Genomic DNA, 15,173 nt, shown 5'->3' on the forward strand with positions numbered 1-15,173 from the left:
ACCGCCAACAGTGCGCGTGAAATAAAACGACAATTTCAAGTTGAAGAGGCATTTATGATTTATGCAAACCCAAATACATCAGATGCAATAGTGAATTTTAAGTCAGTGTATGACAACTATATTGGTGGCAAATGGAGTAAACCAGTTGAAGGGGTGTATTTCGACAATATTAGTCCTGTAAATGGCCAAGCTTTTTGCCAAGTTGCCAGATCTGGCGCCAAGGATATTGCGCTGGCACTTGATGCTGCGCACAGTGCCAAGGAAGCGTGGGGCACAACATCAGTGACAAACCGCAGCAATATTTTGCTGAAAATAGCAGACAGGATTGAGGAAAATTTAGAATATTTAGCCGTGGCAGAAACATGGGACAACGGTAAAGCGATTCGTGAAACGCTTGCTGCCGACGTGCCATTAGCCGCCGACCACTTTCGCTATTTTGCTGGGTGTATTCGGGCGCAAGAGGGGAGTATTGGCGAAATAGATGAACACACAGTCGCATATCATTTTCATGAGCCTTTGGGTGTCGTTGGACAGATCATTCCGTGGAATTTCCCTCTGCTGATGGCTGCATGGAAGCTTGCTCCAGCACTTGCTGCTGGCAACTGTGTCGTACTTAAGCCTGCGGAGCAAACACCGGTTTCTATTTTATTATTGATGGAACTAATAGAAGACTTAATTCCGGCAGGTGTGGTCAATATAGTCAACGGATTTGGTAAAGAAGCTGGTGAGGCTCTGGTAACCAGTGATCGTATCGCAAAAATAGCTTTTACTGGCTCAACACCAGTGGGCTCGCACATTTTGAAATGTGCAGCAGATAACATTATTCCGTCTACGGTTGAGCTTGGTGGAAAATCACCAAATATCTACTTTAGTGACGTCATGGAAAAAGACGATGAGTTTTTGAGCAAGTGTGTTGAAGGTGCAGTACTTGCCTACTTTAACCAAGGTGAAGTGTGCACCTGCCCATCTCGGTTATTCGTTCAAGAAGATATCTATGATGAATTTATAGCCAAAGTAATTGAGCGAACAAAGCAAATCAAACGCGGAAACCCTTTGGATACCGAGACCATGGTAGGGGCTCAGGCTTCACAGGCGCAATTTGATAAGATTTTAAGTTACATTGATATTGGTAAAAAAGAAGGCGCGGAAGTCCTGCTTGGTGGAGAAGTTGAGCAGCTGAATTCAGAATATGAACAAGGTTATTATATTCAGCCAACCTTACTGAAAGGGCACAACCAAATGCGTGTGTTCCAAGAGGAGATATTTGGTCCGGTGATCTCTTTGTGTACGTTCAAAGATGAAGCTGAAGTATTGGCCATGGCAAATAGCAGTGAATTTGGTTTGGGTGCTGGGGTTTGGACACGCAACATGAATCGCGCGTATCAATTTGGCCGAAAAATAGAAGCTGGTCGCGTATGGACAAACTGTTACCACATGTACCCTGCCCATGCCGCTTTTGGTGGTTATAAGCGCTCTGGTATAGGGCGAGAAACACATAAAAAGGCATTGGATCATTATCAACAAACTAAAAACCTACTAGTCAGCTATAGCGAAAGTCCACTTGGGTTCTTTTAAGTTATAGCCTTTGCAAGATGCGCGACCAGAGCCATGGTCGCGCTCTTTTTCGCGACATTGTTTGGCCAGATGGCATATACCGGTATCGGGGATACATGCCAATCGGGCAGTAATTCACTTAAATCTCCTTGCGCCAATGCCGACTCGACTAGGTAATCTGGGGGAGTTGCAATTCCCAACCCATCTTTACACAGTTGTGTCATACCCTCGACAGTATTTACACTGACTTGGAATTTAAAAAGAATATCTTGTTGGCCTAATTGATGATGAGTGAGTGTTCGTTTATTCGGTAGGCTCGCTAATTTTATCCAAGGCAGCCGTTCAAGATCTTTTGGCTCATTGATTTGCATATCTGGCTTTATAAACTTTGGGGCGCAAGTCAGTTTTCGGTTGATGTCTCCAAGGCGTTTACTTTTAAGTTCGCTGCTAGGCAAACTCCCCACCCGTATAGCAATATCAATGCCTTTCTCGATCAAGTTTTCGTAAATATCACTGTAGTTAATATGTATTTCGAGTGCACGATGTTGCTGACAAAAATCAGCTAGGGCACGGGTGTATTGAGACCGCACTAGTGCGGTTGGCAGACTTACTGTTAAACGTCCACAGAGCACGTTTGTTTGTGCACTGATGGCAGACAACCCCTGCTCAACACTATGTATCATAGTGGTACTTACCTCCAATAACTGCTCTCCCTGCTCAGTTAAAGAGAGTTTACGAGTTGAGCGATACAGTAAAGGCGTATCCAGCTTTTTTTCAAGCATGGTGATGTGATAACTGACGACCGATGGAGACAAGTTAAGTGCCCGCGCTGCGCCCCTAAATGATCCTTGTTCAACAACAGTAGAGAAGATAGCGATGCTTTTTAAATCATCAATCATATTGAGTAAGTTTTTAGAACACTGATTTCTATTTATACCATCTAATAAAACTAATAACAGGTATGTACACTCAAATTTTACATAAAAACGGAGTGTATTATGTTGATGATCATGGCTATGGGTTTGTATGCGTTTTCTATGTCGATCACGCCTGGACCGGTTAATTTAATCATTTTTTCAGGAGGACTGAATCGCGGCGTTAATGCCACATTGCCTTTTATTTTTGGCGCGACAATGGGGTTTAGTGTTTTATTAGTTACAACCGGCCTCGGGCTTGGCTGGGTGGTGCAACAACATACTTGGTTAGTCACCATTTGTACACTCATAGGCTGTGGTTTTATGCTGTATATCGCGTATGGGCTTTTTCGGACTGATGGGCACATAGGCGCGGCTAAAGGATCGCGAGCAGGGCTTAGCACTGGGTTTGCATTAATGTGGTTGAACCCCAAGGCATGGCTTGGTGCAATAGCTGGCAACAGTTTATTTATTGAACCTAATCAAACTGCTAAGTTATTTGTGTTTGTGATGGTATACGCTTTGGTGTGTTTTATCTGTTTAACGCTTTGGGCGGTGTTTGGCAAACAGGTGTCTAAGCACTTAGTGAAGGAACAAAGTTTACGTTGGCTCAATAAAATTGCCGCGGTGGTATTGGCTGGTATGTGCGTTTTGGTATTGCTTGAATTGGTGAATTGGTGAATTGGTGAATTGGTGAATTGGTGAATTGAGGTTGGCGTGTTTAATACCTCAACTGCATGCTCAATGATTTTTATACTGCCCCAGTGCGTCATGATTAACCGAGATTGCAAAGAGCGACTAGCAGCTGATGTTCGTAAGCTCAACCCAACAAAAGCTTTTCACAGTAAAGTCGCAAAGATGACCTGTTATACAGGTCGAGATCAAATTGAGGCCTCAAGTTTACAGCTCCGAGGCCCCTGCCAAGGCTATGACTTGTACTTTCTAAAAGCACAAATACTAAATAAGACAAGGCAAATTACATGATAGAAAGAACCTGAACTACTGAGGTTAGAAGATTGATTTGGCGTAGTCTGAGGCTCAGGCTCAGACTCAGGTTGGGGCGCAGCCTTGTCATCCTGTTTATTGTCAGGTTGGTCGTTTACTTCAATTGTAAAACTAAGCTGTGTAGCCCGGGCTCCATCGCTGGCGACAAAGGAAAGCACTTGAGCGCCCTCATTAGTGAGTGTGCCAGATAAAACACCATCATTGGTCAAAGTAAAACCTGAAGGCAATTGATCGGCAGAAAAGGTAATAGGGTCCCCATTTTTGTCGTGAATATATTGGGTTAAATCTATAGAGATGGTTTGGTTGACTTTAATCCTGTACTCGGGCTCTTCGCCACGCCAATCAGGTGCTATATTGGCTGTATCTAAGGCAATGCGATAGACACCTCGACCATAAGTGAATGCGTACAAATAGTTGATGTGTTCGATGCGTCTTAACACTAGTCGATACACTGCAACATTAGGTAGGCCATGTATAAACGGTTGCCATGACTCGCCACCATCCTCTGTGCGGTAAACACCGAAGTCTGTTCCGACAAACAGTCTTTCAGGATCTTCTTTTAACTCGGCTAAGCTGTGTGCAGGGAGATCAGGAAAGCGCTCGTCATCTTCTCCGTCTATGTGCGCCCATGTGGTGCCGAGATCCTCACTTTTCCATATATGGTTTTCGCCAAAGGTAGATGCCACGGCATACATGTGCTTGTCACCATGAATACTGTAATGGATCTCTCGCACGTAAGCGAAATCAGCAAAACTAATATCTTCAGGCTCGGTCGTATTATCAGCGCTCAGTGCGTTATTTAGACGTTTTAATTTACCATCTGTTTGAGCAAAAATAACGCGATTGCTGTTACCTGGCTGCACGGCCAATGCGGTTATTCCGCGGCGATACTGAGTTGTAAATGGGATGGATGCGCGGGTAAACTCTCCTTCGTCAATGTCATCTAAACGCCACAGGCTTTGCCCACCCAACCAGATGCGGGAACGGTTATTGGGGTCAATAACATAGGGAGTTATGAAGAGTGAACTCTCATTTTCTGGCAAAAACTTAAAGTCAGGTCCATTCTCACTGACTAAATAAACATTGCCATTTTGAGTCGATGCGGTCATGCGCTCGTTATCAATAAAAAATGCGTAGCCACCATCGCCTCCACCAACTTTTTGCCAGCCCATATCAGGGCTAAACAGTAAACTGCCATTGTCTTGTGCGCCCCCTAAAATGCGGCTGCCATCTTGTGAAACATCACCGTGGTAAAACTGCGTGACGTTGTAGCCCTCATTGATGTGTTGCCATTCTATTTCGGGTTCAGCAGCCTCGCAGGCATCTAATCCATTCGCTAACGGGTTAGAAGTCATCGCTATGCCCCCGTCGTTGACGTTAAATAGTCGTGTTTCATTGATGCCATCATAATTTGGATGAAAGTAGAGGCCATGATGATCAACATGAGGAGCATCCGCGCCATGATAGTAAAATGACATTTGTTGCCATGTCTGACCGCTATCGATCGAGCGCATCAACTCCACCCCACCAGTCCAAATGATATCTGGGTTTACGGGATCTATGGCGAGCGTATTGTCAAACCAACCTTGCCCATATATAAAGCTATTCTCTGGGTTTTGGCAGTTAATTGTCAGAGCGTTAGAGAGTACATAGCGGCCGAGTAATTGTGGGTGTTCATCACCAGTTATGAGTATCCAGTTTTCGCCGCCGTCTGTTGATTTGTAGATCCCCTGTAAAGCGTGAGGGACTCTTCCATGTGCGTTAAAGGCAGACATAGCATAGACGATTTTTGGGTCTGACGGCGCGAAAGCAAGGGTTGTACGGCCCTGATTTTGATGCTCGATGACAGAGCGCCAAGTTGTGCCAGAATCAATACTTAGGTATACCGCACCGCCATCGGCAAAGTTACCGCAGCTTGCTAGAATTCTGTCTTGTTCATCACTAAGCGGGCTTATTGCCAATTCTAAACAGCCACCAACGACATGTTGTTGATCAAGGGATAATTGCCAATTAACTCCTTTGTCGTCAGATATCCATACCCCTGTATTTGTAACCGCATACAGTTTGCCTTTATTGCCAAAACGCAGCTTGTTCACATACTGAAAGTCGGCATTGTTGTTTGTGCTTTCAAGTTGCTGCCAGGTTTGGCCGCCATCTTTTGAAGTCATTATACCGTCGCCAGCGAAACCAACACTGTTGGTAAAGCCGCGTCCAACATAGACTCCTTCGCCGCTTCCTGCATAAAGGTGTTGACTATTTTTGGGGTCAAAAACCAATGTGCTAATTGCCATGCTCGGTAAATCGTTGGCGATGGGAAGCCAATTTGAGCCAGCATCGATAGATTTAAATATACCGCCTGAAATACCCGCTGCGAACATAATATCTGGGTCTTGTGGGTGAAATACCAAAGTTCGTGTTCGCCCTCCAACGCGGTTTGGCCCAAGGCTCTCCCATGTAAATTCTGACCCTGACGTATCTTTATATGCCTGTATTTGTGTGAAAACAGCTTCATATTTGGCTTGTATATCGACCTCTTGATTGGGGTTTAGGCGAATTAAACTTTGCATTGTGCGATCTGGTTCGCGGATATTCTTTGGATTTACTTTTATCTTGGGTGTTATGTTGTTGAGTGAAGGTTGATGAGTGTTGTGGTAAGTCGCCAGTACAATGGCTGCGAGTGCGCTACCAATAATACTAGCGAGTATTATTTTTTTTGTTTTCATGTTTATTCCTTTAATTTTTAATAAATGGCAGGGGTCAATTGTTCGCTGCCAATTACTAACATATCAGGAAGGTAGCCACTTTTTGTCATTATTTTTTGTCGGTATTTAGAAATTACTTCCTTTTAAAGCAAGCGCTAAATATAGGGTGCTGAAGTAATTACTTATATTTTTGTTTTTCATCACCATTATTTTTTTACTCTGCTACATATAGGTTACAGTTAGGCGCTAGAGAATTATTTTACTTGGTACATAAGGAAAAATGGCTAACAATGTCAGCGTAGCGAGGTTGGCTTTAAGTTTTTTTGCGCCAATAGTTGCTGCTGAGCTTGGCGGTTGTATGCAACAATATAGCCATGTCAGATATTGTTGTTGCTTATGTATAATCCCAATTTACCGTTAGTTTACCATCCAAACTATTCGTTTAGCTTTGATCCTAAACACCGCTTTGTTGTCAGTAAGTTTGCAAGATTAAAACAGTACTTAGAGCAACAAGGGGTCATTCAGAGCAACCTACAACAGGGCCCCGTAGGGAATTACTCCGATTTAGAGCTCGTTCACTGCGAGCAATATGTGCGTGATCTGTATCATAACCAATTGTGCCCAAAAGCCATGAGAAGGATAGGGATCCCATGGTCAAAAGAGCTTATGGCGCGAACTTTTACTGCCCCACTTGGTACTTATTTAACTGCAACGCTGGCATTAAAAAATGGTATTGCGTGTCATTTGGCTGGTGGCACACATCATGCTCATTACGATTTTGGTTCAGGTTATTGCATGGTAAATGATCTCGCTTACACTGCACAGCGCCTGATAGACGAGCAGCAAGTGCACAACGTGTTAATTTTTGACTGTGATGTACATCAAGGGGATGGCACGGCGGCGATGTTGGCACACAATCCATATGTGTTTACGTGTTCAATTCACTGTGACAAGAACTTTCCTTTTAGAAAGCAACAAAGTGACTTGGATATAGGGCTAAATCCGAACGTCAGCGATCGTGAATACTTGTCTATTGTCGAAGCAACAATTACTGACTTAATTGAACAGTTAAATCCCGACTTGGTGCTCTATGATGCGGGTGTGGATGTGTGGCAAGAAGACACATTAGGCAAGCTCGATATTAGTTGGCAAGGGCTTGAACAACGAGACTACATAGTTTTGACCACATGCCAGCGAAAAGGTGTGCCTGTTGCAACTGTGATAGGTGGAGGCTACGACAAAGATCACGAACGTTTGGCAATGCGACATGCCATTGTTATTGAGCAAGCAGCTAAAATTTAACTCAATAAGTGAAATAAAGCTGCATCTTATAACGTATTACTTTTACTTATAAAATCAACTTATTAAATCTGGCTTTTACTATGTGAAAATTTGTTTTACATAGTATTTACGATGTTTTTGTGGCCTATTGGCTATGTTTTTTCCAGTATCAAAGTGAGTCCGAGGTTAGGACAGCATATTTACCGCGATAATAAAGGAATAGACTATGGCCAAGCATATATTGATGATGGGATTGTTAATCGCGACTGTACTCGTTTCTGTGCAAGTTCAAAGTCATGATTTTGTACAATGCAGTGAAAATGGTCGCCATGACAGTGGTCGCTACGAGAGTGGTCTCGATAAAAAAGCGCAAGAGTGCAATTGGAGCGACTCTGATAGCACCAAAAAAATGCCGCAATTTACCGTTAAATTTGATCATGATAATACGCTCAATACCGAAGTTGTCTACGTCTGTCGAGGTTTAGGACATGTCTTAGGGCGCTTAGTAAACGGTATATGTTATACGTCATGGTATGGTCGAGAGTTTGCAAATAAACGCTATCAGGTTCTGACAATTGCGTCTCAAAACTATCATTGGGAAGTGACAACAGATCGCATCGATCTTTACGGTGAGACTGAGAAGGGTGATAAATATTTAGTAAAAGGCTCGTATGAAAGTGGTTTCAATACTTATGTATGTGGCGTAGTCGATGGTCATGGTGCACTCAGGGCGGGTAAATTGCTGAATGGGTATTGCTGGTATGGGGCTGGCGGTCGTGAGCGAAGCTACCCACTTGCCAGCGGCCGAGTCCATGTGCTGTTTTATACAGGAAGTTGAGCAAACCGAAAACAGTGTAGAGCCACAATGTAATGCCTTGATTACGCTTCTAGATTGAACCGTAACCTTTTAGTGTCGAGCTTGTTAACTGAGTTGGGGTTTAGAATCCCATAAAGACTACTTAATAAGAGCCGTAATACCAGCATTCCATACTATTGTGTAGTCGTTACAAATCTATGATGGATAAAAATTCAATTCGTCATACTTGGTTCGAAAATTGATTGAATCTTAAGCATGGTGCCGCTTTTACACTGGTTATCAGCGGTACGATATAGACAAGTGGCAAAAGATTGCCAAACACAGCAAATAGAATGAGATATCGGCTAGGTCTATAGGGACGCAAGAGGGAATTTTTATGAATGCAAACAGCTATTCAGTAACGAGCTATGTCAACAGAATGAGCAACGGGGCAGGGATTGCTGCAAAACACGCATCACAACCACAAATGCATAGCAGTCAACCTGCACCAGAAATTGATAATCGAGAGCAATACGTTAAATATATAAACTCAGCCAGTGAGGAAAAGCTGGCAGGGTCTATTGATGCAATCAAGCAATATGGGCCACCAATTGCAATGTTTAGAATGAGTGATATTGAAAAAGCGGCTAATTCAGAAGAAATGCATGGTCGTATCGGTAGAGCAATTGATCATTTTGAAGTTGAGGCACAGCAATACCACATACAGGAACTCGCTATTATTAAAGCGGGCGAGCAAGCTGGGAAGTCTTCCAAAAAAATTTTAATGGAGATTGTCGAATTGCGGGATCAACAATCAGAGTTATTCAAGATGGGAACTAATTGGGGAAGCAAAGGGCTTGCTCACCCAGAAAACTATGAGAAGCTGATTGCAGCAACGCCTAGTTACGTTAACTACTATGTATAGTGGCTTCTATGATATGTAGTTTAACGTCAAAACAAACTGCACAACAACCAAAGTTTACTGGAAAGTAACTGCAACAGAACGTGTTTGTCCAAACATAGTTGGTTGTGCTTGCACTGCGTACTAAAAATAAGTACTGCAAAGATGTTGTTGATGACACATTGGTGCCTGTTAAGTTTGCGCCTGCTGACGTAAATGCTTCAATACCGTTTTCTGGCTTTAGAGGTAATGGCTGGCGAAGCTCAAGAAATGTCACGTCATCAACATTGAAAGTTTCTTCATTTGCTAATGCTGAAGTAGACGTTAAACCAAAAGTCAGATGAAGCAAAATTCAACGTTAGTATTTGAATAGTGGATAGCACCAACCATTATTTAAACAATTGCAGCGCCGCGGCATCAAAGTTAGCTAAATTCGGAAATATGTCAGAAACTTCGATATCACTGAGTCCGAACCATTTGGCGATCGGAGCAAAATACTGCTCATTAGAGAATTGTGGGATTAACCGTCCTCCGCCTACATCAATTGCGCTTTCTAATTGCTGAGACAGCATTGTACCGTGCAGCTCCTTACCATTAACTGCCGCTCCCATTAACAGTTGGTTGCCAGCCCAGCCATGATCTGTACCGTCGCCATTGGATGTAAGCGTACGACCGAAATCTGACATGGTGAACGTTGTTACGCTCTCTTGCAGTGACAACTCTGCCAACGCGCTATGAAACTCGGACAACGCGGTTGCCAAAGTTGCAAAAAGGGCAGGTTGACGAATTAATTGGTCATCGTGGGTATCAAATCCGCCTAGAGAAACAAAAAATATTTGTCGCTTATTGCCCGTTTGGTTGCTGATACTCAGCGATTTAGCTACCGCTGCAAGCTGCTCTGATAAGGGGTTATCGCTAAATTGTGTGTTCAGAGTTGGCGCTTGTTCAAGGAGTGCATTCATGTTTTGGACATTGGAAATTGAACTAGAGAGCCTGCTTGCATACGCATCTTGGATTGGGTTAGTAGTAGTACTGAGCAATCTGTCGACAATGCTTTTAACGTGGTCCACTTGGGGCTGATAGCCCCTTAAAGCATTAATTTTTGTAATGCCATTTTTGTTTAATGCATAGGGAGTTGTATTGGCACCAACTTGCCATGGGTTGGCACCTGCAAGAGAAATATTGCTGGTAAAGCTCGCGTGCTGGTTTAAGCGCTCTAGAATTCGAGCGCCCCAACCTGTATTCAAAGAAACCTTTTCTTGACCATGCATCCAAGTGGCTTGTTGGTCATTGTGTGAGAATAAATGGCCGGGTAAGGGCACTGCTTTGTTTTTGTAATCAGCGAGTGAGGTCGGGGTGATAAGCGTGCCTACTCCGCCAACAAACCCCAATTGACCCGCATTAAATATTGGTTCTAATGCGCTCATACTCGGGTGTAGACCAACCCCACCCGAAAAGTGCGTGGTGGTGTTTAATGTGATCGGCTCGGTGACCACTAAATTTTGTCGACTTTGTTCATAATCGGCACGTTCAGAACCCGAGGTGGGAACGAGCATATTTAGTGAGTCACTACCGCCATGCAAGAATATGCATACTAAAGCCTTATAGTCATTGATAGTACTTGAGGAGGCAGAACTGGCGAGTGCTTGCAATTGTAAACTGGTGAGTGCTGCAATGGAGGCTCCGCCTTTTAAACACAGTGACAAAAAAGCTCTTCTCGATTGCTCATTACTATATGGCATAGCGGCAACTCCTAGTTTTGATAATTGAAGTCAGGTGACAGTGATACCATGTAGAGTAGCTGAGCTACTCGATGAACAGCGTCTTTACGGGCAAAGTAGCTGTCCAAATCAACCAGAGCAGAGCGCGTACTGTCCGACATGCTGCCTGCAAAATAAACAAGGTTGTAGTAGTCCAATAATGCTTGAAGACCGTTGTTTGACAACATGGTGATGTCCGATTGTCCATACATATAAATGGTTTTGGGATTTAATGTGTTTTTTCGTTCTGCCATTCGCCATACAAGGTCGCTATAGTGGCCATTGGTCGTCGCAATCATGTTGGAGTCAGTGGCTATCTGTAGCTCTGGTGCGACCAAGCCAAGCGCTTGTAACTCATTGGGTACATGATCTGGCCTGAAGAAATTAAATACGGAAGGCGAAAGTAGCGGGCCCTGGCCGTAGGTCGTTGATAAATTCCATGTGTAATATTGATTTAATTCAGAGCGGGCATTGAGGACGCGCCATAAATGCACTTTTGTGAGTATCGGCTCTTTTATTTTTCCGCTATGTACAAGCACAGAAGAATATTTGCGCGCTTCGTCATCGAGTAAAATGGCCTTAACCACAGCGGCGAGATCGCCTCTAACCCCTTGTCCGTTGTCATTGAACACCGATGCGACGCGCTCGACATAAGCAGGGGTTGGGTTTGACTTTACCAACCTTTGTATCAATTGCTTGCAGATAAATGGTGCGACGTTTTGGTGTGAGAACAAGTTGTCTAATGCTTGCTGCATCGACTCTTCAGGCCCGGTGCCTGCCGGTATGATGTCGCCATTGAGCAATGCTTTTTCTTCCATTGAGTGGTAATCAGAAAAAGCGTGCATTGGTAAAGTATAATTTCGACTAGGTCTATCCCAGCGTGCTGAATATGCAAATGTCCAGCCCGTAAACACCTTTGCAAATCCTGCAATCTCTTGCTGTGAGTATGTTGGTATGGTGTTGTTATCATTTAGCTTCGCTGTTCCATCCAAATTCAGCTCGTTTAGTCCGATTGTGAATAGTTGCATAACCTCTCGCGCGTAATTCTCATCAGGTCTTATATTGCGTTCTGCATCCGCTTTTTCATTACCGAGATGGCTGAGGTACACGCCCATGACAGGCGATAAGGTTACCGACTCAAGCAGAGTTCGAAAATTGCCAAAAGCATGTTTTAAGAGCGTGTCATAATAGGCAACCATACCCTCAGGTTCGCCTTTGAGTGATGTATTGGCATCTGAGACAACGAAAATCTCACTCAGCGCAAATGCTACCCGCTGCCTAAGTTGATCAGGCGCACTTAAACTTGCCTTCCACCAGGCATCAATGCGATTTATATGACTTGGATTTTCGCGGTCAGGGTAGTTTTCCAAGAAAGGCGTGTGGTAGGTGGGCTCAAGGAGTATTTGTTGGTCAAGCCATTCTTCTTCGCTTAATCCCGTCGCAGCTTGTATTTCTGTCAGGGTGGCACCAAGGGTCGCCTGCTGTAGCAAGGCTGAAGCTTGAAACTCATTCATTGCATTGACGGATTCAATGTCGGTTTCCACATATGTGCTCAAACCTGCGTTATTGGTAACGGTCAATGAAAAAGTAAAAAGGTCTTTTTTGACTGAATGCGTGGTTGGCAAAATAACGGTCAAGTTTTGTGAGTCAGTACCTATCAATGTGGCTTCGGGCCCAGCTACTTGCGTCCAAGCGTAGGTTAAATGCTCTGTTGGGCTTGTCACAACGCTATTAATGATGATTTCATTGCCTTTACGAAGCACTGCACCGGGGGGCTTAAGATCAACAATTGGTGCAGTACCAATGTTATCGGCAGCGCCTTCACTTTCTTCGTTGTCCTCTTCTGGCGAGGATTCATTACCGCTCTCATCACCTTGCTCAACCGTATTATTCGGAGTTTCAGTTTGAGAACCCGGAGTGATGTTATTTTGCGTATTCGAATCACTATTGCTGTCAGTACGATCGTTGTTTGGAGAGGTCGTATTGGTATTTGAGGAGCTAGAGCTATCAGGAGCTGCATCATTATTAGAGTTGGTTTCACCGCCTCCACCACAGGCGGATAAAAGCAGGATGGCTGCAAAAGAAAGGAAGCGCATCTTCATATCAAGTTCCTCGCAAAAGTCTCATCCTTTTATAGCATGGAGGGATATTTTTACAATGTTTTTTTATTAATTCAAAGTTTTTTAATTAATAAAAAAGGATTGTATTTGCATTTATATCAATGATTCAAAAAGAAAACCCAAAAGTAGCTCAACCAAGTTAATCGTCGAGTCGGACCAGCTCGACATCATGGTGCTGCTGTTACCATTACCAGTTAACCTTTTATCCAATTCGGGTAGAAAGGGCGCTCTTGAGGGGTTCATATTGTATTGAACTTATTCAGAGCTGTTTGTCTTCAAAGTGAGTGAATATACCCAACCAACAAAGAGCCCCAGTAGTGTTGAATTCAAGCTTAAAAAGCTGACGCCAGACAAGGTGACTAAAAAGGTGAGTAATGCCGGCTCCCGATACTGCTTAGATTGAAAGGCTGTTTGTAAACACATAAGTAAGGTGCCAAGTAAGGCAAATCCGGCAAGCATATGCGTAATTTCTGTGGGGAATGATAAAAAGATTGATACAACAGAAGTAGCTAGCACGCCAGCGCATAGATAAAAAAAACCAGCCCACAGCACTGCTTTGTATCGTACACTTTTGTCTTTATCTACTTCCTCGTTCATACAAATAGCAGCAGAGATAGCCGCTAGATTTAAGCTAAATCCGCCAATGGGCGCAAAAAGCATATTTACAGCGCCGGTACCAAATAAAATGGGTTTAACAGGTGATTGATAGCCATATGTTTTCATCATCGCGATGCCGGGTAGGTTTTGAGAGAGCATGGTAACTAGGTATAAGGGGATTGATATGTTCAAAATAATTGAGAGGTCGATATTTGGTGTGACCCAACTGGGGTGAGCAAAGGAGAATGTAGTTGTAGAAAGTACGTTGTTATCAGAATGAAATACACTCACTATTCCAATGACGAGTAAGATCAACATAGTGTATTTGGGGAGTAATCGTTGGCTGGCAATGTAGGCTGATAACATGAGTAAAAACAGCACAGGCGTTGTCGTTATAGGCTCAAAAGCGCGAACGCAGAAGGGTAATAAAATAGCGCCTAACATCGCCGTTGCTAGTGGGGCAGGGATCCGTTGCAGCGCTTTAGACAACGGCGAGATAAGCCCGGTTAAAAAAATGCTTAAACCAGTGAACATAAAAGCGCCAATGAGGTTCGGCAACTCATAATTCGGCGCTGAACTAACTAAAATGGCAGCACCGGGTGTTGACCAAGCAGTGAGAATAGGGGTTTTGTAGTACCATGAGTAGCCGATCGAGGTAGCTCCCATAGCGATCCCTAACGCCAATAACCAACTTTCGATTTGGCTAGGTGATGCGCCGGAAGCAGATGCTGCCTGTAAAATGATCACAATTGAACTGGTATAACCGATTAATACGGCTGTGAAGCCAGCAACGATATGGTTTAGCGTAGAAGATTTTTGGTACATTCTCGCTCCATGGAGTAGAGTAAAATTATTGTGCGTTATAGCGCACATTTAATAATGTAGCACTGTGCGTTATAGCGCACAATAGGGGGGTTGTTAATGAAAGAGTCGATATTTAAGTCCGAGATCGCTAACCATTTGAAAGCAGAAAGAAAAAGAAAAAAGTTGAGCTTGGATGCAACCGCAAAATTAACTGGTGTCTCTAAAGCCATGTTGGGGCAAATAGAGCGTGAAGAATCCAGTCCAACAATTGCGACGCTATGGAAGATCGCAAGTGGGCTAAATACCTCTTTTTCGGCATTTTTTGCCAATGAGCCGGCTTTACAATCAGGGGAGCGAGTATTTCCCGAAGACGAGAGAATGAAGGTAAACACGATATTTCCGTTTCAACAAGATACCAGGATAGAGGTGTTTGAAATTACTTTGCTCGATCATCACCAGCAAATGTCTAGCCCTCATGACATCGGGATTGTTGAGCATGTTCATGTAATTCACGGCAAGATGAAAGTCTATTTTGATCAGCAGTGGCATGTGTTAGAAGCGGGTGAGCGTATACGCTTTTATAGCGATCAATCTCATGGCTACGAAGCGATATCAGAAACCGCCGTATTTCATAACATCGTAAGTTATCCAAAATGACGGCTTCAGTTATATATTCGTAGACTCTGCGAAATTTCATAGCTGACTGACTTACGATTAGTGAGCTTGGTGCCTTTTCTAA

12 protein-coding genes are annotated in these 15,173 nt (G+C 43.6%); 6 read left to right on the forward strand and 6 right to left on the reverse strand.

Annotated features, from left to right (window positions below; translation table 11 throughout):
* Positions 1 to 54 precede the first annotated feature (54 nt).
* Positions 55 to 1,575 (forward strand): acetaldehyde dehydrogenase ExaC, encoded by a 1,521-nt coding sequence (gene exaC / locus J8M00_RS00240; protein WP_211008377.1) that lies wholly within the window; start codon positions 55 to 57, stop codon positions 1,573 to 1,575.
* On the opposite strand, the gene J8M00_RS00245 is transcribed toward exaC, so the two are convergent.
* On the reverse strand, positions 1,572 to 2,453 hold the full coding sequence (locus J8M00_RS00245; RefSeq protein ID WP_211008378.1) for a LysR family transcriptional regulator: 882 nt from the start codon (positions 2,451 to 2,453) through the stop codon (positions 1,572 to 1,574). The genes exaC and J8M00_RS00245 overlap by 4 nt on opposite strands.
* A gap of 99 nt (positions 2,454 to 2,552) precedes the next feature.
* Here J8M00_RS00245 and J8M00_RS00250 point away from each other — a divergent pair, with 99 nt between their 5' ends.
* Complete coding sequence (locus J8M00_RS00250; RefSeq protein WP_211008379.1) at positions 2,553 to 3,149, forward strand: LysE family translocator; 597 nt, start codon at positions 2,553 to 2,555, stop codon at positions 3,147 to 3,149.
* Between the two features lie 245 nt (positions 3,150 to 3,394).
* Here J8M00_RS00250 and J8M00_RS00255 read toward each other — a convergent pair whose 3' ends face one another.
* On the reverse strand, positions 3,395 to 6,196 hold the full coding sequence (locus tag J8M00_RS00255; protein WP_211008380.1) for a sialidase family protein: 2,802 nt from the start codon (positions 6,194 to 6,196) through the stop codon (positions 3,395 to 3,397).
* 375 nt (positions 6,197 to 6,571) lie between these two features.
* Between J8M00_RS00255 and J8M00_RS00260 the strand changes: the two genes are divergently transcribed.
* From J8M00_RS00260 to J8M00_RS00270, 3 genes are all read left to right on the forward strand, one after another.
* Complete coding sequence (locus tag J8M00_RS00260) at positions 6,572 to 7,477, forward strand: histone deacetylase family protein (RefSeq protein ID WP_211008381.1); 906 nt, start codon at positions 6,572 to 6,574, stop codon at positions 7,475 to 7,477.
* Positions 7,478 to 7,682: 205 nt separating this feature from the next.
* Positions 7,683 to 8,294 carry a hypothetical protein gene (locus J8M00_RS00265; protein ID WP_211008382.1) on the forward strand — a complete coding sequence of 204 codons (612 nt, stop codon included), beginning with the start codon at positions 7,683 to 7,685 and terminating at the stop codon, positions 8,292 to 8,294.
* Between the two features lie 355 nt (positions 8,295 to 8,649).
* Positions 8,650 to 9,177: a hypothetical protein gene (locus J8M00_RS00270; RefSeq protein WP_211008383.1), complete on the forward strand. Its 528-nt coding sequence runs from the start codon at positions 8,650 to 8,652 to the stop codon at positions 9,175 to 9,177.
* On the opposite strand, the gene J8M00_RS00275 is transcribed toward J8M00_RS00270, so the two are convergent.
* The 4 genes from J8M00_RS00275 to J8M00_RS00290 form a co-directional block, all read right to left on the reverse strand.
* Positions 9,161 to 9,502, reverse strand: a complete 342-nt coding sequence (locus tag J8M00_RS00275) for a hypothetical protein (RefSeq protein ID WP_211008384.1) — start codon at positions 9,500 to 9,502, stop codon at positions 9,161 to 9,163. The two genes, J8M00_RS00270 and J8M00_RS00275, sit on opposite strands and share 17 nt — an antisense overlap.
* A 40-nt stretch (positions 9,503 to 9,542) precedes the next feature.
* Entirely contained in the window at positions 9,543 to 10,895 is a 1,353-nt protein-coding gene (locus J8M00_RS00280) for a DUF1501 domain-containing protein (protein WP_211008385.1), read from the reverse strand.
* Between the two features lie 11 nt (positions 10,896 to 10,906).
* Positions 10,907 to 13,015: a DUF1800 domain-containing protein gene (locus J8M00_RS00285; protein ID WP_247687166.1), complete on the reverse strand. Its 2,109-nt coding sequence runs from the start codon at positions 13,013 to 13,015 to the stop codon at positions 10,907 to 10,909.
* Positions 13,016 to 13,288: 273 nt separating this feature from the next.
* Complete coding sequence (locus tag J8M00_RS00290) at positions 13,289 to 14,455, reverse strand: benzoate/H(+) symporter BenE family transporter (RefSeq protein WP_211008386.1); 1,167 nt, start codon at positions 14,453 to 14,455, stop codon at positions 13,289 to 13,291.
* A gap of 96 nt (positions 14,456 to 14,551) precedes the next feature.
* On the opposite strand from J8M00_RS00290, the gene J8M00_RS00295 reads away from it, so the two are divergent.
* The gene (locus J8M00_RS00295; RefSeq protein WP_211008387.1) at positions 14,552 to 15,091 is read left to right on the forward strand and encodes a helix-turn-helix domain-containing protein; all 540 of its coding nucleotides are present in this window, start codon (positions 14,552 to 14,554) and stop codon (positions 15,089 to 15,091) included.
* The last annotated feature ends 82 nt before the right edge of the window (positions 15,092 to 15,173 follow it).

The organism is Pseudoalteromonas luteoviolacea (genome assembly GCF_018100925.1).
GTDB lineage: Bacteria > Pseudomonadota > Gammaproteobacteria > Enterobacterales > Alteromonadaceae > Pseudoalteromonas > Pseudoalteromonas obscura.

Coding starts and splice junctions, on each gene's coding strand:
- exaC (WP_211008377.1), top strand. CDS start 55: ATGATTTATGCAAACCCAAATACATCAGATGCAATAGTGAATTTTAAG.
- J8M00_RS00245 (WP_211008378.1), bottom strand. CDS start 2,453: ATGATTGATGATTTAAAAAGCATCGCTATCTTCTCTACTGTTGTTGAA.
- J8M00_RS00250 (WP_211008379.1), top strand. CDS start 2,553: ATGTTGATGATCATGGCTATGGGTTTGTATGCGTTTTCTATGTCGATC.
- J8M00_RS00255 (WP_211008380.1), bottom strand. CDS start 6,196: ATGAAAACAAAAAAAATAATACTCGCTAGTATTATTGGTAGCGCACTC.
- J8M00_RS00260 (WP_211008381.1), top strand. CDS start 6,572: ATGTATAATCCCAATTTACCGTTAGTTTACCATCCAAACTATTCGTTT.
- J8M00_RS00265 (WP_211008382.1), top strand. CDS start 7,683: ATGGCCAAGCATATATTGATGATGGGATTGTTAATCGCGACTGTACTC.
- J8M00_RS00270 (WP_211008383.1), top strand. CDS start 8,650: ATGAATGCAAACAGCTATTCAGTAACGAGCTATGTCAACAGAATGAGC.
- J8M00_RS00280 (WP_211008385.1), bottom strand. CDS start 10,895: ATGCCATATAGTAATGAGCAATCGAGAAGAGCTTTTTTGTCACTGTGT.
- J8M00_RS00285 (WP_247687166.1), bottom strand. CDS start 13,015: ATGAAGATGCGCTTCCTTTCTTTTGCAGCCATCCTGCTTTTATCCGCC.
- J8M00_RS00290 (WP_211008386.1), bottom strand. CDS start 14,455: ATGTACCAAAAATCTTCTACGCTAAACCATATCGTTGCTGGCTTCACA.
- J8M00_RS00295 (WP_211008387.1), top strand. CDS start 14,552: ATGAAAGAGTCGATATTTAAGTCCGAGATCGCTAACCATTTGAAAGCA.